Source organism: Rhodobacter sp. SY28-1, from assembly GCF_005222785.1.
Taxonomy (GTDB): Bacteria; Pseudomonadota; Alphaproteobacteria; order Rhodobacterales; family Rhodobacteraceae; genus Tabrizicola.
Genome location: NZ_STGH01000003.1, coordinates 219,831 through 238,025 on the forward strand (window position 1 = coordinate 219,831; position 18,195 = coordinate 238,025).

Consider the following 18,195-nt stretch of genomic DNA (forward strand, 5'->3'; position numbering starts at 1 on the left):
CCCCTCCGTTTCCCGGCAGGGGACCATATCAGCCGCCCAAAGCCAAGCGGATCAGCCGCCGTTCTTGGCCAGCCACTCCTCCATCCATTTGATCTCGGCCTCTTGTGCCGCGATGATCCCCTCGGCCAGCTTGCGGACCTCGGGGTCCGTGCCATGCTCCAGCACGATCTGCGCCATCTCGACCGCGCCCTGATGGTGCGGGATCATGCCCTTGATGAAGTCGACATCGGCATTGCCGGTGTATTCGATCGCCATCTGTTCATGCATCCGCGTGTTGGCGTCCATGAAAGCCATCGACGCCGGGCCCATGTCGCCCATCATCGTGTGGCCCTCGTGGCCGGTTGTCGTATCTTGCGCAACGGCGGCAACGCCAGCGGCGGCGGCAACAAGGGCCAGGGCCAAGGTCATCGGTTTCAGCATGTTGGATCTCCTTCCATTCCTCTTTCGCCTCTTTTCCGACCTTCCCGCATGGGAAGGAAACTCATTTCGCCGTGAAGCGCGATTGTGCCGCAGCTGTGCACGACCTCAGGCGATCTGTGCGCCTTGCCCCCCTTTCCGCTGCCCGGGTCAAAGAGTATCCTTGTCAAAGTGGGAACCAAGGATGCGGTGCTTGAGGTGAAGCGCAAGGGGTGCAGGCCTGTCGTCGGGATCATCGGCAACAGCTACATGCTCAACGGCAGCTATCCGGCGCATTCCGCCGGGACGATGAACACGGCCGCCGTGGCCGAGGTCGCAGGCTGCCTGCCGCTGATCATCCCCTCGGACCCGCGCTATGTCGGTGTGGGCGAACTCCTGGACCTTTGCGACGGCTTCCTTCTGACCGGGGGCCGCCCGAACGTCCATCCCAGCGAATACGGCGAGGAGGAAACCCCCGCCCACGGCGCCTTCGACCGGGGCCGCGATGCGATCACGCTGCCCCTGATCCGCGCCTGTGTAGACCGGGGCCAGCCCTTCCTCGGCATCTGCCGCGGCTTTCAGGAGGTGAACGTGGCCCTCGGCGGCACGCTCCACCCCGAAATCCGCGAGCTTCCGGGCCGGATGAACCACCGTATGCCGCCCGACGGCACGCTTGAGGAATGCTTTGCCCTGCGCCACACGGTGACCTTCACCGAGGGCGGGGTTTTCCACCGCCTGATGGGCGCGCGCGAGGTGATGACCAACACGCTGCACGGGCAGGGCATCGCCCGTCCGGCGGGCAGCATCGTCGTCGATGGTCATGCCCCCGACGGCACGCCCGAGGCGACCTATGTCAAGGACGCGCCAGGTTTTACCCTGTCCGTGCAATGGCATCCGGAATGGAACGCAGGCAACGACCCGGTCTCGCGCCCGCTGTTCCAGGCCTTCGGCACTGCGGTCGCCGCCTGGGCCTCGGGCAAGCGCCCCGCCGCGATGGCGCGGTCGGCCTGATTTGACACGGATCAGGGCGGGAGGGTCCCGCAAGGTGTAAGAGAGGGCCTTCGCAAAAGGAGGCCACGATGTATCTGCTCATCGCCTATGCCACGACCGATGGCCAGACCCGCAAGATCGCCCGCTTTGCCGCGGACCGGTTGGCGGGGCAGGGTCACGCGGTGGAACTTCTGAACGTCGAGGATGCCGAGGGGCTGGACCTGTCGCGCTTCGATGCCGCGATCCTGGCGGGGTCCCTGCACGCCGGGGGTTACCAGAAATCCCTCGCCCGCTTTGCCACCGCAGCCCGTATCGACCTTGCGCTGATGCCGACGCTGTTCCTGGCCGTCTCGCTGTCGGCCGCCGGGCAGGACCCTGACGACTGGGCGGGATTGCGCAAATGCCTTGCCGGGTTCGAGGCCGACACCGGCTGGACGCCCGGTCGCGTCGAACATGTCGTCGGCGCCTTCCGTTTTACCGAATACGATTTCTTCCGTGCCTGGGCGATGCGCCGGATCGCGGATCAGAAGGGGGAACCGGTCGAGCCCGGCCGCGACAAGGAATACACCGACTGGGCAGCGCTGGGTCAGACGCTGGACGGTTGGGTCGCAGGCCTCACCCCCAGGGTCAAAGCGGGCGCAGCTTCAGCTTGACGATGCGGTTCTCGCGCTTGGCGATCACGGTAAAGCGGAAGCCGTGGAAACTGAACACCTGGCCCTCGTTCGGGATCATCTGCGCCTCGTGGATCACTAGGCCCGCAATGGTGTTCGCCTCGTCGTCCGGCAGCCGCCAGTCGGTCGCACGGTTCAGGTCGCGGATCGTCATCGCCCCGTCGATCAGATAGGCGCCGTCCTCGGTCATCGTCAGGCCCGAATCCTTCTGCACCACGTCGAATTCATCGGTGATGTCGCCGACGATCTCCTCAAGGATGTCCTCCAGCGTGATCAGCCCCTGCAGCGCGCCGTATTCGTCGACGACCAGGGCAAAGTGTGTCCGCCGCGCCAGGAATTCGCGCATTTGTTCGTCAAGGCTGGTCGTGTCGGGGATGAAATAGGGCTTCATCGCCACCTTGACGATGTCCAGCGCCTCGATCCCCTGGACCGATCCGTCTTCCCCCCTCACCAGCCGGTCGACCTCACGCAGCAGGTCCTTGGCATGGACAACGCCCAGGATATTGTCGTCGCTTTCGCGGTAGATCGGCAGACGCGTGTGGGGCGAGGCAAGAACCCGGGTGATGATCTCTCCCGGCGGCAGGTCGGCGTCGATCATCTCGACCTGGCGGCGGTGGCGCATGATCTCGTCGACCGTGCGATGCGACAGGTCCAGCGCGCCAAGCAGGCGGTCACGGTCCGCTTTCTCCACCGCGCCTTCGGAATGGCCAAGCGCGATGGCCCCGGCAATCTCCTCGCGCAGCGCCAGCATCGCGCTGCCTTCGTCGGCCTTCAGCCCGAAAAGCCGCAGGATGCCGCGCACCAGCGCCCGCACCACGGTCACGATGGGCGAAAACAGAATGATCAGAAACCGGATCAGAGGGGCAACCTTGGTCGCGACCGGCTCCGGGAAGGTGATGGCCACTGTCTTCGGCATCACCTCACCGAACACCAGCACCAGCGCCGTCATTGCCAGCGTGGCCAGCGCCACCCCGCTGTCGCCGAACAGCCGGGTCAAAAGAGCAGTGGCCAGCGAGGCCGACAGGATGTTGACGATGTTGTTGCCCAGCAGCAGCGCGCCAATCATCCGCTCCCGGTCCTCGGTCACCTTCATCGCGGCCTTCGCCCCGATCGACCCCTTGTCCGCCTGCGCCTTAAGCTTCCCGCGCGACGCCGCCGTCAGCGCTGTCTCGGAACCGGAAAAGAAGGCCGACATCACCAGAAGCGCCACAATGGCAGCGCAGGTCAGCCAGAATGCAGTGTCAAGCGAGGCGTCGGGCATGGGGTCCTTATGGTGTTCAGGCCTGACCCTTGCGGGCCAGCGGGTGTTTGGTCAGGACAAGGTCCTTCAAGTGGTCATCCAGCACATGCGTGTAAATCTCGGTCGTGGCAACATCGGCGTGCCCCAAAAGCGTCTGGATCACCCGCAGATCGGCCCCATGCGCCAGAAGATGGGTCGCAAAGGCGTGGCGCAGGACATGCGGCGTGACCCGCGAAGGTGACAGGCCCGCCAGAACTGCCACGTCCTTGACCAGGCTGTGGAAATACTGCCGCGTCAGATGCCCCTCGCGCCCGTCGCCGGGAAACAGAAAGCGTGACGGCACCCGCCCCGCCTTGCGCCCGGCCTCCTCGTCGGCGTCCCGGTGGGCCAGCCAGGAGGCCAACGCCGCGCGCGCCGGGGTGGACAGCGGCACCATCCGCTCCTTGTCGCCCTTGCCGCGCACCAGGATCATCCGCGGATCGCCCCGCACCGCGGCCACCGGCAGGCCGACCAGTTCGCTGACCCGCAGGCCCGTCGCATAAAGCAGTTCGAACAGCGCCGTGTCCCGCAGCCGGTCGCCCTGGCTGCGCCCCCGGGTCCGGGCGGCCTCCATCAGCCGGGTGACTTCGGCTTCGCTCAGGGTTTTCGGCAGGCCCTGCGCCTTGCCCGGTCCGGTCAGCCGCAGCGCCGGATTGTCGCCACGCCAGCCTTCCTCGAACGCAAAGCGGAACAATTGCCGGATCGAGGACAGCCGCCGCGCCCGGGTTGCCTTGGACAGTCCCTGGGCATCGCAGTGGACCAGATAGTCCTCGACCAATGCGCGGTCCGCCGTCGCCAGGTTGCCCCCGCGCCGCGCCAGCCAGTCGGCGAAATCCACAAGGTCGCGCCCATAGGCCAGCTGCGTGTTCCGCGCCGCGCCCAGATCGGCCGCCCTTGCGTCAAGAAAGGTCGAGATCCACCGGCTCGCCTCAGGCTCGGGCATGGGCTAGCCCCGCCGTTCCAGGATCATCAGTTCCAGCGCCGTGCGCCGCGCCACGCTTTCCTGACCGGCCAGCCGCAGCAGCGACAGCCCCTCGGTCACCCCCCGCAGATCGCCCTGCACACCCCGACCGATGTCGTCCATGGCGGCGATGATCGCCTCGCCCTTGCGGTTGCCGTCCAGCAGCGCCTGCGCCTCGGCCGACACCGCCGGGGCCCGGAACGCGGCAGAAATCGCCCGCGCCAGGCTGTCGGGCGGCAGGGCCGAGGCCGCCTTGCCAAGCGCAATCGCCGTCAGGAACGCGTCTTCGGCCGAGGCTGGCTGCGCCCGGTTCGCCACGGTTTCGGCATAGGGCGACAGAAGCCCGACGCGGAAGGCGATGTCGGCTGCCTCGCCCTCCAGCGGCAGCTCGATCAGCGCCTTGCTGAACAGGATGGCGAAGGGCACTTCCAGCTCCACCTCCTGCATCTTTGCCCAGACGGCAGGCAGCGTGGCCGCCACTCGCGCCGCATCCTTCGCCGTGATCGCCGCCTCGAAGGCCTGGAAGGCCGCTACCCGGTCCCACACCCCGCCCGAGGCCGCAGGGTCATGCTCGGTATAGAGGCCCAGGATCACGTTCGGCGGGATCGTCCCCGCCCTGGTCAGCCGCTCCGCCGCCTCGATCCGCGCCTTCCAGCCCGACCGGGGGCTGATCTCGGCATAGGAAAACGCAATCGGCAGGCCCTCGGTCGGCAGGGGTTCGCCAATCGCGGAATAGATCATCCAGTCCAGCGGCGTGACCGGGTTCGGGGCAGGGGGGACCGGCTCGCCCTCGTACAGGTCGGGGTCCAGAAAGCGCGACAACAGCGCCTCCTGATCCGTGCTGATCTGGCCAAGCGCCTGCGAGGTCCGGATCGTCAGCGCCGCCGTGTCCCAGTCGCCCGACCGCGCCAGACAGAAGATGCGCGCGGGCACGGTTGGCGCCAGATGCGGCTCGCTTGCCATCGACTGGCAGGCCCGTTCCTCGGCCCCCGTCAAAAGCGCCACGTCGAAGGCGCGCCGGAACAGCTCGGGCGACGTCTCCCCTGCCGCCTCGATCAGCGCCGCCGCCTGTTCCAGCGCCCCCAGCGCCAGAAGCTTGTCGATCCGCACCAGAAGCAACTCACCCCGGCCCCCGGCATCGACCGGAGCCGCGACCTCGGCCAAGAGCACCGTCAGGAACAGCTGGCGCAGGGCGGGCAGGTCCTCATCGGGATGCTTCACCAACGCCTCGGCGATCTCGCGCGTCAGACCCGCGCCCCACAGATCGCGCGGCAGGCCCGAGACCGCCACCGGGATCAGCCCCACCCCGTCCGGCGATGGCCCGTCCAGCGATGAGGTCGTGACTGTTGCCGGCAGCGCGCGCCCCGCCTCGGCAACGGGCGGCTCGTCTATGGCCCGGGACGTGGTGCCTGCCGTCGCCGGGGTGGCAACCGATTGCGACAGCCAGTCGATGGCAGAAAGCGGGCCAGTCCCCGCGCCCGTCTCTTGCGCTGCGACCGGCAGGGCGGACCCACTGGCGGCCAGGATCAGCGACAGGACACTGGCCTTACTCGCCCGCATTCAACACCACTGGCTTCGTGACCTCGCCCTGCACCGGGGTCAGGTCGCCCAGATAGGCATAGACGGTCAGGCCAACGAAGCCCAGAATCACCAGCAACAGCAAGGCCTTGATGATCCGACCCATGGTATAGCCCTTCCTCGACTTCTGCCGTGTGGCTTCATCCACCCGACGATTCTTGCCGCGTGAAGCCGCCCGATCGGGCGCCCCTGCGGGTTTCGTTGCGAATGTATATAGCATTCGGCAAGAGTTCACGCCATTGAGGGGGAAAGATTTCCCGTCGGCAAGTCCTTGCCCGGGAAGGGCGATGCGGCGGGACCGGGGGGTCATGGCGAGGCTGGCGAAGACCGTGGTGCTGGTGGGGATGATGGGGGCGGGCAAGACTGCCGTCGGCACCGCACTTGCCCGGCAGTTGGGCGTCGAGTTCCGCGACAGCGACGAAGAGATCGTCCGCGCCGCCAACCGCGCGATCGCCGAGATCTTCGAACGCGACGGCGAGCCTTTCTTCCGCGCCCGCGAGACCGAGGTGATCGGCCGCCTGCTGCGCGGCACCCCGTGCGTGCTGTCCACTGGCGGCGGCGCCTTCCTGTCCGAGACGAATCGCAATCTGATCCACGACGTCGGCGTTTCGGTCTGGCTCCGGGCCGACCTTGACCTTCTGTGGCAGCGCGTGCGGCACAAGTCGACGCGGCCGCTTCTGCGCACCGCGAACCCGCGCGAGACGCTGCGCGAACTCTACGACAAGCGCCAGCCGTTCTATGCGCAAGCCGATATCATCGTCGAAAGCCAGGCGGATCTGTCGGTCGAGGACATGGCCGCACGGGTCCGCGAAGCGCTGAAGGCGCGGCCCGACGTACTTGGGGGAACAGCGTGAACACAGTTGCAGTCGTTCTTGGCGACCGGTCCTACGAAGTCCGGATCGGCCCCGGCCTGATCGCGCGCGCCGGGGCCGAGATCACCCCGCTTCTGCGCCGCAAGCGTGTGGCGGTGGTGACCGACGAATCCGTGGCCACGCTGCATCTGCCCGCCCTGACCGCCGCACTTGAGGCTGAGGGGATCGCAGTCTCCTCCCTGGCCCTGCCGCCGGGTGAGGGCACGAAGAACTGGGAGAACCTCGCCCGCTGCACGGAATGGCTGCTGGAACAGAAGGTCGAACGCCGCGACGTCGTTTTGGCGCTCGGCGGTGGAGTGATCGGCGATCTGGTGGGCTTTTCCTCGGCCATCCTGCGCCGGGGCGTGCGCTTCGTGCAGCTTCCTACCTCGCTTCTGGCCCAGGTTGACAGCTCGGTCGGCGGCAAGACCGGGATCAACACCGCGCAGGGCAAGAACCTGGTCGGTGCCTTCCACCAGCCAGCCCTGGTGCTGGCCGATATCGACGTCCTTGCCACCTTGCCCGACCGCGACCTTCTGTCGGGCTATGGCGAAGTGGTCAAATACGGCCTCCTTGGTGACGCCGCCTTCTTCGACTGGCTGGAGCGCGACGGCCCCGCGCTGCGGGCTGGCGACGCCGCCGCCCGTCTGCGCGCGGTGACCCGCTCGGTCGAGATGAAGGCCGGGATCGTTTCCCGTGACGAAACAGAGGAAGGCGAACGCGCGCTTCTGAATCTTGGTCACACCTTCTGCCATGCGCTTGAAAAGGCGACCGGATATTCCGACCGCCTGTTGCACGGCGAGGGTGTCGCCATCGGCTGCGCTTTGGCTTTTGAACTCTCAGCCCGGCTTGGGCTGTGCAGTCAGGAAGACCCCAGCCGGGTCCGCGCGCATCTGGCCGACATGGGGATGAAGGTCGATCTTGCCGACATTCCGGGCGACCTGCCGGGGTCAGACGCGCTGATCGCGCTGATGGGGCAGGACAAGAAGGTGATCGACGGCCGCCTGCGCTTCATCCTTGCGCGCGGGATCGGTCAGGCCTTCGTGGCAGAGGACGTGCCGGGTGACGCCGTCAAGGCGGTGCTGGACGAGGCCTTCCGCCGCCGTCCGCGCTGATCAGAACAACAGCTTGTAGACGTTGCCGTTGGTGTCGGACGCCTGACCCGTGCCGCTGGCCGTGCCCGACCCGATCACGAAGGTGCCCTGCACCCGGGTGCCGTCATCGCAGACCGCGTAGATCTCGCCGTTGTTGACGCCCGCCACCGTCTCACGCTCGGACCCGACCTCGCCGCCGGTCTTTTTCCAGGTCAGCGCCAGCCCTTGCGAATTCGACACCTTGCGCGGGGTCAGCGAGCTCCAGGTGCCCGTGCACTTGCCGCGCTTGGGCAGCCGGAACGACAGGGTGCCCGAGGTGCTGTTGGTGTTCTTTGCCACGGCGCGGATCACCAGGGTCGGATCGGCATCCGCAATCTCGCCCTGCAGCGGGTAAAGCTGCATCGAACTCGTGCTGGCCGCGCAGGCCGCCAGCGGCAGGATCAACACCAGCGCCAGGCTGCGGCGTGAAAGGGAAGTGGTCGGTTCGCGGGTCATGGGCGGCGGTGTCTCTGCAGGGACGTCACGGGCTCAAGCAGCCGGGCCAGGGCTGCGTGCCTTGTCCGACGCTGGGTCTATGAAATGAAATCGCCCGCCTGTCCAGCCCAATGCCCCTGACGATTGCGTCACCGGAACCGGAGGCCGCCTATTTGGCCACAGCACATTTCAGCAGCGCCCGGATCGAGGTCAGCGACCGCCCGCCCGCAGATCGCAGCGGGCTTTTCCGGGGATGCCAGCTGCCCCCCGCATGGTTCAGGATCGACTGCGGCATGTGGCGCAGAAGCCCGACGAAAGTGTCGGCGATGATGTCGCTGGCCACCGGGCCTAGTCTTTCACCCTGTTCGAAATGCCGCGCCTCGCACAGGAAATACAGCCAGGCCGGGGTCTGCGTCAGCATGTCCATCTGTTCGGCGATCTCGCGCAGCGACTTCTCCCCGGGTCGCGCCGGGTTCACGTCGGGCAGGGCCGCGCGCACTTCCTCTGGTTTCATCGCATCCAGCCCGCAAGCCTTGGCAAGCTCCTGCCCGAAGGCGATCCGGCGCTGGAAACCGCGCATCAGGTTGCGGAACAGGATCGACCCGTGCACCGCGATATCCGAGCTTCCCATCACATTCAGCATGTCCGGCGCAAAGGTCAGGTCGATCCGTTCCGCCCCGCCCGGCCCCGGCGTGGGGCGCGGCGCGCGGGTTATCCGCTCCCAGTCGATCACCCAGTGGTCCGGCAGTTGCAGCGTCGGCTTGTCCGGATGGCCCATGTTGCGGTGCGTGGTGAAGGTGAACAGCTCGATCAGGCTGGCGCCGTCCCGTTCGACCCGCCCGCCACGCCCGAAATTCGCGTTGAAATCGTAGGCCGCGCCGACCATCGAATGGCCAAAGCGGAAGGCCGCCGTGGTGAACTCCAGCGGCACCGTCCGCGCCGCGGGCAGCTTTTGTGGACGCTGGGCCAGGGGTGTCTGCAGCGCCTTGGGCGACAGAAGCTTGGGCAGGAAGTCGTTCAGGATCAGCCAGTGATAGTGCAACGTCACCAGATGCCGCGCCTCGGCAAAGCATTTCGCCGCGTCAGGGAACTTCGGCTCCAGCGCCGCTACGGCCTTGTTGTGAAACAGCATCAGCGCCAGATGCAGCTGGCTGATGATCAGGTTCTCATCGTTGCGGTGATCGGCGATCAGCGGCTTGCCATCCTTTCGCAGGATGTCCGGCGCGCCAGTCGCATGGATGACGCGCGCGGGGTTTTTCCTTTTGTTGACAAAGACCTGCGGGTCCTCGACCCGGGTCAAGCCCAGCCTGAACCGCTTGCGGTCCGGGGCATACAGCGCCCGGATATCCGGGTCCGTGCTGTCCGGCCCCCCATCGCCGTACAGGCTGTCCAGCGCCAGCGGATTCGCCTGTTCGTTCAGGAAACTGCCAAGGATCACCTCGGGCGCCGCCCGGTCTGACCGATCCAGCCCCGGAGGCGAAGTGTCGGTGATGACCCCCACCCCCTCGGGCGGCGAGGCCGGCGTCACCACATCCCCCACCGGGGCCGAGATATCGTGGTTCACGAACTGGCCGAAGTAGGTATAGACCGCCGGCAGCCGCATCGGCAGGACCTGCGGCGCGCTCAGCGGCCCGCGGCTGGCCGCTTCGAATGCCTGCAGGTGCTTGAAGCTGAGCGCAGCCGGACGCCCCGTGAAGCAGCCGACATCCTCGCGCTGCGCCAGGTCGGGGTAAAGAAAGCAATAGCCCGACTGCGATTCCCCTGCGCTCTCGGCCAGGGGTGCGGCGGTCGGATCGGCGCCGAAAAGGCTGTGCGGGCTGGTGATCGGCGGCATGGCGGCCTCGCTAGAAGGGTTCGGGCAGGTTCAACCTGGGCTGCCCCGGGCAGAGACGCGCGAAGCGCGGGAAGTCGGTGCGCTCCCGCATCCCGCAAAGACCGGGGACCAGAACCCGCATTGTGGGCAAGGGATCGTTCGGCAATGTCAGGTCCACCGCCAGCGCCCGGTGCCCCAGATCGGCCAACCGGGCCAGAAGTGCGGGCAGGGCCATCGGGTCGGCAAAGCGGGGCGGCCCCGGCTGGAACTGCGACTGCGTCAGCAGCGACGCCTCGGCGAGCCATGCCGCCGCTTCCGGGTCCTCTGCCGCGCGGGCATGGTCGAGGCTGACTTCGGTCTGCACCATCTCGGTCACCGCAGCCAGCGCCGCATCTGCCAGCACCGGCCGCGCGGCCGAGCCCACCGCGACCTGCCGCCCATCCGGATCGGCCGCCACCGCCACCACAACCGGCAGCCCGATGTCCGTGGTGATCTCGATCAGCCGCGTCACGCGGCTTCGCTGGTGCAGCCACCAGAACAGCCGTGGCTGATGCGCGTCGATGATCTCGGTCTGAACCGCGCCACCCTGCCGGTTGCCATGCCACCACAGCGCTACCGCATCGCGTTCGACACATTCCCACAGCGCCCGCAGCATCGCGGTGTCCCGGTCCGGGCCAACCGCACAGCCGGTCGAATTGGCATCCTCCTGCAGCGGCTCGCCCAGAACCGCCGCACAGTCGAGATAGACGCTTTGTGCCGGGACCTCGACAACCTCGGCGCTTGCCATGTCGGTCGCCCGCACCATGGCCAGCCCGTCCGCGCGCGGCCTGTCTGCCAGTTCCGCCATATGCTGCTGCGCCAGACTTGCCCGCAACTCCAGCGCCTCTGCCCCCGCCGACAGCTTTGCCTGAGCCAGAGTCATGCCCCGCCCGGCCGGCAGCCGCGGCTTCAGACCGGTCACGCCTTCGTCCAGTGGAACGGCCACCGCCAGGAACAGCGGCGCATCCGGTTCATCCAGCGGCAGAATCCGGAAATCCTGATCCAGCGCACGCGACAGCCGCGAAATCGTTTCACCCGGGTTTTGCTTCATGCCCACATTCAAGGCAGGATGGCCTTCGGGTTCAAGCGCGGAATCAGAGCCGGCCCACGCATTTCACGCTGGCATCACGAACCGGCGGAATAGTCGGACAAGGCAACATCTTACACAGCCCAGCAAGGTGGAGGGAGACAGGAATGGTAGGGTTCTTCAAGCTGAAGAGCGATGCATTGGCAGACCAGGAGGCAACTGGTGAGGCGATCACCCGGGTCGCCAAAAGCGCCTTCCGGGACACGCCGAATTCCGAATGGAAGAAGTTCAACGACAACACCAGGCAGTGGCTGTTCGACAATGGCTACCGCTATGACGGCCCGGGTGCAGGCCCGAATGGCGAGATCCCGGACAGCATCGAGATCGTGCCGGTCTACGACACCCCGAACCGCATGCATGTGAAAGTGCCGTGGGCGGGCGATCTGAAGACCCATCCGGTCAAGGACGAAGAACCCTACGGCACCACGAACAAGGTGCGCTCCAAGGTCATCCTCGCGCGGTATTTCATGCGCAAATGCCGCTAGGGTCCGGCTGCGTCAGGCTTGCTCGGCCATCTGGCGGGCAAGCCGCAGGCCTTTCAGCAGGGTCTGCTGGCCCTTGGGCCAGTGGATCGGCAGCACTTCCATGATCCAGCGTTCCAGGTCGACGTCTTCCGCGCGCCCCGGCCCTTCCCATTTCGACGACGTCAACGTGGTGAAATACTGGTAGGTGGCTTCGGCCTTCTCGATATGGCCCTGCAGCGCCCAGGCGGCCGCGGCAAGCGCCGCGCGATCGGGAAAGCCCTCGTAGCACTTCTCGACCGTCTCGATCGTGGCCTCGTAATCGCCGTCCAGAAACTGGATGGCCGACAGGTAGTCGGTGTAATACTCGGGATAGACCGGGTTCATCTGGACGGCCTTTTCCGCTAGACCCTTGGCATCTTGGATATGCCCAAGGAAGGCCAGGCCGCAGGCCGCGGCGATCAGCGCCTCGGCATCGTTCGGGTTCAGGTCGACCGCCATCCGGAAATGCGTGTTCGCACGCTCGGGCGATTTAGCGATCAGCCAGTTCCAGGCCATGCTGATGTGGCAGCGCGGATCATAGGGGTCCAGCGCGATGGCTTCCCGCGCGTGGCGGAACGCCGCCGCGCAATCGGCCTTGCGATTCGGGTAGCCCGGGCGGACAAGGCTGCGGCTGCACAGGACCTGCGCCAGGCTTGCATGACTGCCCGCAAGGCCGGGGTCCAGCTCGATCGCCTTCAGGAACATGGCCTCCGCCTCGGCATCGGCCTCGGCCGTCCACAGCCGCGACAACTGGTGCCCCTTCAGCCACAGATCATAGGCCACCGGGTTGCCGGGCGTGCTGCGGGCATGGCGCAACAAGGTGATGTGGTTGACCTGACTGGCAAGGTTCGCCGCCACCGCACCTGCGACCGAGGAGCTGACTTCCTGCAATTCGTTCTCGCCCACGGGATACAGCGCGGACCACACCTCGCTGCCGTCGCGGCAGTCGATGAGGGTGACGAACAGCTTGCCGTCCCCCGTGCGCCAGTCCAGCACGCAGTCCACCGCGAAATCGGCGTCGATCACTTGGCCCACGGCGGTGAAGTCCACCGCCGTCGCCGACTCGAACCCGCTGGACGGCCAGGGGATCACGATCCAGCAGCGAAAGCGCGACAGGCAGGACTTGGCCAGGAAGGCAAAGCCCTCGCCCAGATAGTCCTTGCTGCCGTCGACATAGCGGGTCAGCGGCGGGCGGATGGTGATCCGTGGCGGCCCGTTGCGCGACCGGGCCGGGGCAGGGGACACGGGCATCGCGGGCGCGCGCTGCAACGACACCTCGCCGCTCTTGATCGCGACCAAGAGCTCGTTCGAGGCCTCGCTCGGCTCGCTGTCCAGTTCCTCGGCCAGCGCCTGTTCCAACAGCCCATATTGCCGCAACGCTGCCGACTGGTCACCCCGCTGGGCGTGGAACCGCATGATGAACTGATGCGCCAGTTCGTGGCTCGGCTCGATGCGCACCAGTTCCTCGGCGATGCGCGTGTCGGCATAGGTGCCCAGGGCGATCAGCTTCTCCAGCTGGTCGGTCAGCGCCGTGGTCAGCACCGATCGCAACTGCGACCGTTCGATCTGCAGCCAGGCCTCGAACACCGGCGCGCTGGGCTGGGCCGGGCCGAACAACTCTCCCTGCCACAGGTTTGCCGCGGCGATCAGCGCGGCCTGGTCATGCGACCCGGTCACCAGCAGCTCCTTGAACCGCCGCACGTCCAGATCGAAGGCCGCGGCCTTCAGGCCCACCGTGAACCGGTCCGCATCGATGACATCCTCGCCCTCGGGGCCCAGCACGTCCTTCAACTCGCGCAGGGCCTGCCGCAGGCTTGACCGGGCCAGCGTCTCCGGCGCCGGGTCCCACAGCAGCGAGGCCAGCTGTTCCCGGTTCATCCGGCTGCCGGGGCTGAGGAGAAGCAGCCCCAGAAGAAGCCGCGTCTTGCGGGTCCGGAAGGCGACCTCGTCCCCGGTCGCACAGCGTGCAACCCGGCAGGAGCCAAGGAGATCGACTTGAAACCGGAACATTCAGCCCTCTGAGCAGATTTCGTTAACGATGCACATAGACGCGCGGGCTTTCAACAGACGCGGGTAGCGATGTCCACCGTAAATCACCGGTTGTGGCGATCGGATGAGCAGTCAGGGCCGGGAACGGGCAGGTCAGGCGGTCAGGAACGGGGCCGCCGTCATCGTTGCGGGCAGCGGCACGCCCATCCGGGTCAGGATCGACGGCGCCAGCGCCAGCTGGTCCAGCACCTGATCCTCGGGCGGCAGGCTGCTGGTGCCGAAGTAGTAGAACGCAAAGTCCCGCTGCTCCTCGCCTGTCCCGCCATGATGCCCCCGCGCGTCCTGGCCGTGGTCGGCGGTCACGATCACCTCGTAGCCCGCGTTCCGCCAGCGGTGGATGAACGGGGCCAGAATTGCGTCCAGGTGGCCGCAGGCGTGGTCCATTTCCTCGCAGTCATGGAAGAAGCGGTGCCCCATGCTGTCCAGCGTGCAGGTGTGCAGGATGCCGTAGTCGATCCCCTTCACTTCGCACAGCCGCGTCAGCGTGCCGAAGAGGTCATAGTCCGACGGCGTCATCTGGTTCGCATGGCCGTAACCGTGCATCGTGTGGAACCGCCCATGGGTGATCGGCCCCCCGGGCTCGTCATACTCGATGTCGCGGACCACATCAAAGGGCGCGCGGTTGAAGAACTCGGACCAGTAGCTGTGGGTGACCGCCCCGGTCTTCCGGCCGGCCTTCGTCAACTCGCTGAACACGTCCGGAAACTCCAGCCGCCGGATGCCCGCGTTGTCCCAGATATGATGCTGCTGCGGCGGCACGCCCGTGTGGATCGAGGCATAGCAGGACGCCGAGGTCGAGGGCAGCACCGACCGCATTCGGCGCACGCGGGCCTCGCCCTGTTCGACCCAGCCTTCGAGGTTGCCGAACAGCCGCCGCCAGTTGCGGTAGGGCACCCCGTCCAGGATGATTAGCAGCAGCTTGGTCATTTTCCGGTCGCGCCTCCTCGTGCGCCTTCGGCTTCTCGTCGGAATGCCCTCGGCGAAGAGGGACGAAGTCCAACGACAAACGGCGGTTCAGTTCCCCGCACTCTCCATCTTCCGGTGCGCGATCACCTGCTCCAGCCAGCCCTGCTCCATCTCGGGCACCGAGGACAGCAGAAGGTCCGTGTAATCGTCGAAGGGCGGCGTCAGCACGTCCGACTTCTGCCCGTAGCGCACCACCGCGCCCTTGAACATCACCGCGATCTTGTCGGAAATCGCCTTCACCGTCGCCAGGTCATGGGTGATGAACAGGTAGGCCACCCCCGCCTCGGCCTGCAGGTTCAGAAGCAGCTTCAGGATGCCGTCGGCAACCAGGGGATCCAGCGCCGAGGTCACCTCGTCGCAGATGATCAGCTTCGGCTTCGCGGCCAGCGCTCGGGCGATGCAGACCCGCTGCTTCTGGCCCCCCGACAGTTCCGCCGGATAGCGGGCCGCAAAGCCCTTGCCCATCTCGATCTGGTCCAGCAGTTCCTGCACCCGACGGTCCCGCTCGGCCCCCTTGAGGCCAAAGTAGAACTCCAGCGGCCGCCCGATGATCGTCCCCACCGTCTGGCGCGGGTTCATCGCCGTGTCGGCCATCTGGTAGATCATCTGGATCTCGCGCAGGTCGTCCTTGGTGCGGCCCTTAAGGTCCGCCGACAGCGTCCGCCCGGCAAAGGTGATGCGGCCCGATGTGGGCGGCAAAAGCCCGGTGATCGCCCGCGCCAGCGTCGACTTGCCCGAGCCGCTTTCCCCCACAACGGCAAGCGTCTGGCCCACCGGCAGATCGACCGACACGTTCTTCAGCACGTCGAAGTTTGTTCCCCGATAGCGCGCGGTCAGGTTCTGCACCTGCAGGACCGGCGGGGCGGGGGGCTTCTCGTGGTGCTCCAGACTGCGGACCGAAACCAGCGCCTTGGTGTAGTCCTGCGTCGGACGGTGGATGATCTGCCCGGTTTCGCCCAGTTCCACCATCCGGCCATGGCGCAGCACCATGATCTCGTCCGCGACCTGAGCCACCACGGCCAGGTCATGCGTGATATACAGCGCCGCCACCTGGGTATCCCGGATCGCCTCCTTGATCGCCGCCAGCACGTCGATCTGCGTCGTCACATCCAGCGCGGTCGTGGGTTCGTCAAAGATCACCAGGTCCGGCTTCGGGCACAAAGCCATAGCCGTCATGCAGCGCTGCAACTGCCCGCCCGACACCTGATGCGGATAGCGCGAGCCGATCGTCTCGGGGTTCGGCAGGCCCAGCTTCCTGAACAGTGCCACCGCGCGCTTTTCGGCCTCGGACTTGCTGCACAACCCATGGCTCAGGCAGGTCTCGATCACCTGCTCCATGATCTGCCGGGCCGGGTTGAAACTCGCCGCCGCAGACTGCGAGACATAGGTCACCTCGCGCCCCCGCAAGGCCCGCAGCGCCTTGGGCGAGGCCAGGCGGATTTCCCGGCCGTTCAGGTGGATCGTCCCGCCCGTCAGCCGCACCCCGCCACGCCCGTAGGACATGGCGGAAAGCCCGATGGTGGACTTCCCCGCGCCGGATTCCCCGATCAGCCCCAGAACGCGGCCCTTCTGCAGCGTCAGGTCGACGCCATGCACCAGGGTGACCTCTTTTGGCGGCTCACCGGGCGGGTAGGACGTGGCCTCGATGACCAGGCCCTTGATCAGCAGCATGGGATCAGCCACCGCGGCCTCCTTTCAGGCTGGAGGTCCGGGTCAGGATCCAGTCCGCGACCAGGTTGACGCTGATCGCCAGGGCCGCAATCGCGGCGGCAGGCAGCAGGGCAGCAGACTTGCCATAGATCAGGCCATCCTTGTTTTCCTTGACCATCCCGCCCCAGTCGGCAAGCGGTGGCTGGATGCCAAGGCCCAGGAACGACAGGGTCGAGATGAACAGGACCGCGAAGATGAAGCGCAGTCCGAACTCGGCCACTAGCGGCGACAGGGCGTTCGGAAGGATTTCCCGGAAGATCACCCAGGTTCCCTTTTCGCCCCGCAGTTTCGCAGCCTCGACATAATCCATCACTGCGATGTCGGCGGCGACGGCGCGAGACAGGCGGAAAACGCGGGTGGAATCGAGGAAGCCCATCACCAGGATCAGCACCGTCAGGTTCAGGGGCAGCACCGACAGCATCACCAGCGCCACGATCAGCGAGGGCACTGCCATCACCATGTCGACCACGCGCGACAGGACCTGGTCGATCCAACCGCCCTTGACCGCCGCCAGAAAGCCCAGGAAGGCCCCCAGCGAAAAGGCGAGGACCGAGGACGCCAGCGCCACGAAGATCGTGATCTGCGCGCCGTAGATCAGCCGCGAAAGGATGTCGCGACCGATGGTGTCGGTCCCCAGCCAGAACTTGGCCGAGGGCGCCTCCCATTGCCCGCCCGAGACATCGGTGATGGCATAGGGCGCGATCCATTGCGCGAAGATCGCCACGAACAGGAAGATCCCGGTCAGGACAAGGCCGATGAGGGCGGAAATGGGTATTCTCATTTCGGATGCCTCAGGCGCGGGTTGGCAAGGATGCCGATGACGTCCGCCAGCATGTTCAGGAAGATATAGACGGCGGCGAAGATCAGCCCCACCGCCTGCACCACCGGCAGGTCACGCTTGGTGACGTGGTCCACCAAGTACTGGCCAAGGGCGTTGTAGCCGAAGACGACCTCCACGACGACAACACCCACCACCAGATAGGCCAAGTTTAGCATGACTACCGACACGACCGGCGCGATGGCGTTGGGGAAGGCATGCTTCCAGATGATAGTCATCGGCGACAGGCCCTTGAGCTCGGCCGTCTCGATGTAGGCCGATTGCATCACGTTCAGGATCGCGGCCCGCGTCATCCGCATCATGTGGGCAAGCACCACGAGGACCAGCACAACGACGGGCAGGGCGATGGCGTTCAACTTTGCCCAGAAGCTCATGCCCGGGAAGACCATGGCGACGGGCTGGAAGATCGGGATCAGCTGGGTCAGCAGGTAAATCACGAAATAGGCCGCGACGAACTCGGGCAGGGAAATCGTGGTCAGCGTGATCCCCGAGATGACCTTGTCCGGCCATTTCCCGGCATAGCGCGCGGCGATCAGGCCAAGCAGGATCGCCAGCGGCACGGCGATCACCGCCGCACATCCGGCCAGGAACAGCGTATTCCCCAGGCGCTGCCCAATCGAGGTGGCGATGTCCGCGCCATTCGTCAGCGCAGTGCCAAGATCCCCGGTCAGGACCCCGCCCAGCCACTGGAAATACCGTGTCAGCGGCGGCTCGTTCAGCCCCATCTTCTCGCGCAGGTTTGCCAGCGCCTCGGGCGTCGCCTGCTGGCCCAGGATCGCCTGCGCCGTATCCCCGGGCAGCGCCTCGACGCCCAGGAAGATCAGCGCCGACACCGCGAGCAACAGGAGGAGGCCCAGCGCAATGCGCTGGACCACCAGTTTCAGGATCGGATGCAC

Annotated in this window: 18 protein-coding genes; 5 read left to right on the forward strand and 13 right to left on the reverse strand. The window is 66.5% G+C overall.

What is annotated here, in order from left to right; all coding sequences use genetic code 11:
- Window positions 1–51: 51 nt before the first annotated feature.
- On the reverse strand, window positions 52–420 hold the full coding sequence (locus E8M84_RS15170) for a DUF305 domain-containing protein (RefSeq protein WP_137112060.1): 369 nt from the start codon (window positions 418–420) through the stop codon (window positions 52–54).
- A 168-nt stretch (window positions 421–588) separates the two neighbouring features.
- On the opposite strand from E8M84_RS15170, the gene E8M84_RS15175 reads away from it, so the two are divergent.
- Window positions 589–1,407 (forward strand): gamma-glutamyl-gamma-aminobutyrate hydrolase family protein, encoded by an 819-nt coding sequence (locus E8M84_RS15175; protein ID WP_276607125.1) that lies wholly within the window; start codon window positions 589–591, stop codon window positions 1,405–1,407.
- 68 nt (window positions 1,408–1,475) lie between these two features.
- The gene (locus tag E8M84_RS15180; protein ID WP_137112061.1) at window positions 1,476–2,039 is read left to right on the forward strand and encodes a flavodoxin domain-containing protein; all 564 of its coding nucleotides are present in this window, start codon (window positions 1,476–1,478) and stop codon (window positions 2,037–2,039) included.
- On the opposite strand, the gene E8M84_RS15185 is transcribed toward E8M84_RS15180, so the two are convergent.
- Genes E8M84_RS15185 through E8M84_RS15200 form a run of 4 tightly spaced genes read right to left on the reverse strand, consistent with a single transcriptional unit; the run spans window position 2,014 to window position 6,023 of the window.
- Window positions 2,014–3,318 (reverse strand): HlyC/CorC family transporter, encoded by a 1,305-nt coding sequence (locus E8M84_RS15185; RefSeq protein WP_137112062.1) that lies wholly within the window; start codon window positions 3,316–3,318, stop codon window positions 2,014–2,016. The two genes, E8M84_RS15180 and E8M84_RS15185, sit on opposite strands and share 26 nt — an antisense overlap.
- A gap of 16 nt (window positions 3,319–3,334) precedes the next feature.
- On the reverse strand, window positions 3,335–4,279 hold the full coding sequence (locus tag E8M84_RS15190; protein ID WP_137112063.1) for a site-specific tyrosine recombinase XerD: 945 nt from the start codon (window positions 4,277–4,279) through the stop codon (window positions 3,335–3,337).
- Window positions 4,280–4,282: 3 nt separating this feature from the next.
- A complete protein-coding gene (locus E8M84_RS15195; RefSeq protein WP_137112064.1) occupies window positions 4,283–5,857 on the reverse strand; it encodes a hypothetical protein in 1,575 nt (524 codons plus the stop codon).
- Window positions 5,844–6,023 (reverse strand): hypothetical protein, encoded by a 180-nt coding sequence (locus E8M84_RS15200; protein WP_137112065.1) that lies wholly within the window; start codon window positions 6,021–6,023, stop codon window positions 5,844–5,846. The genes E8M84_RS15195 and E8M84_RS15200 overlap by 14 nt, the downstream gene beginning before the upstream one ends.
- A 139-nt stretch (window positions 6,024–6,162) precedes the next feature.
- Here E8M84_RS15200 and E8M84_RS15205 point away from each other — a divergent pair, with 139 nt between their 5' ends.
- Window positions 6,163–6,729, forward strand: a complete 567-nt coding sequence (locus E8M84_RS15205) for a shikimate kinase (protein WP_240790411.1) — start codon at window positions 6,163–6,165, stop codon at window positions 6,727–6,729.
- Complete coding sequence (gene aroB / locus E8M84_RS15210) at window positions 6,726–7,841, forward strand: 3-dehydroquinate synthase (RefSeq protein WP_137112066.1); 1,116 nt, start codon at window positions 6,726–6,728, stop codon at window positions 7,839–7,841. Before E8M84_RS15205 ends, aroB begins: the two co-directional genes overlap by 4 nt.
- On the opposite strand, the gene E8M84_RS15215 is transcribed toward aroB, so the two are convergent.
- The 3 genes from E8M84_RS15215 to E8M84_RS15225 all read right to left on the reverse strand — a co-directional run bounded on the left by E8M84_RS15215 (window position 7,842) and on the right by E8M84_RS15225 (window position 11,197).
- The gene (locus E8M84_RS15215; protein ID WP_137112067.1) at window positions 7,842–8,315 is read right to left on the reverse strand and encodes a hypothetical protein; all 474 of its coding nucleotides are present in this window, start codon (window positions 8,313–8,315) and stop codon (window positions 7,842–7,844) included. It lies immediately after the preceding gene.
- 148 nt (window positions 8,316–8,463) lie between these two features.
- The gene (locus tag E8M84_RS15220) at window positions 8,464–10,128 is read right to left on the reverse strand and encodes a peroxidase family protein (protein ID WP_137112068.1); all 1,665 of its coding nucleotides are present in this window, start codon (window positions 10,126–10,128) and stop codon (window positions 8,464–8,466) included.
- 10 nt (window positions 10,129–10,138) lie between these two features.
- Complete coding sequence (locus E8M84_RS15225; RefSeq protein WP_137112069.1) at window positions 10,139–11,197, reverse strand: YcaO-like family protein; 1,059 nt, start codon at window positions 11,195–11,197, stop codon at window positions 10,139–10,141.
- Window positions 11,198–11,340: 143 nt separating this feature from the next.
- On the opposite strand from E8M84_RS15225, the gene E8M84_RS15230 reads away from it, so the two are divergent.
- Window positions 11,341–11,718 (forward strand): hypothetical protein, encoded by a 378-nt coding sequence (locus E8M84_RS15230; RefSeq protein WP_137112070.1) that lies wholly within the window; start codon window positions 11,341–11,343, stop codon window positions 11,716–11,718.
- A gap of 12 nt (window positions 11,719–11,730) precedes the next feature.
- Here E8M84_RS15230 and E8M84_RS15235 read toward each other — a convergent pair whose 3' ends face one another.
- The 5 genes from E8M84_RS15235 to E8M84_RS15255 form a co-directional block, all read right to left on the reverse strand.
- Window positions 11,731–13,746 (reverse strand): BTAD domain-containing putative transcriptional regulator, encoded by a 2,016-nt coding sequence (locus E8M84_RS15235; RefSeq protein WP_137112071.1) that lies wholly within the window; start codon window positions 13,744–13,746, stop codon window positions 11,731–11,733.
- 132 nt (window positions 13,747–13,878) lie between these two features.
- Complete coding sequence (locus E8M84_RS15240; RefSeq protein WP_137112072.1) at window positions 13,879–14,712, reverse strand: alkaline phosphatase family protein; 834 nt, start codon at window positions 14,710–14,712, stop codon at window positions 13,879–13,881.
- A gap of 87 nt (window positions 14,713–14,799) precedes the next feature.
- The gene (locus E8M84_RS15245; protein WP_394347438.1) at window positions 14,800–16,422 is read right to left on the reverse strand and encodes an ABC transporter ATP-binding protein; all 1,623 of its coding nucleotides are present in this window, start codon (window positions 16,420–16,422) and stop codon (window positions 14,800–14,802) included.
- 4 nt (window positions 16,423–16,426) lie between these two features.
- Window positions 16,427–17,242: an ABC transporter permease gene (locus E8M84_RS15250; RefSeq protein WP_137112074.1), complete on the reverse strand. Its 816-nt coding sequence runs from the start codon at window positions 17,240–17,242 to the stop codon at window positions 16,427–16,429.
- The gene (locus E8M84_RS15255) at window positions 17,239–18,195 is read right to left on the reverse strand and encodes an ABC transporter permease (protein WP_137112075.1); all 957 of its coding nucleotides are present in this window, start codon (window positions 18,193–18,195) and stop codon (window positions 17,239–17,241) included. Before E8M84_RS15255 ends, E8M84_RS15250 begins: the two co-directional genes overlap by 4 nt.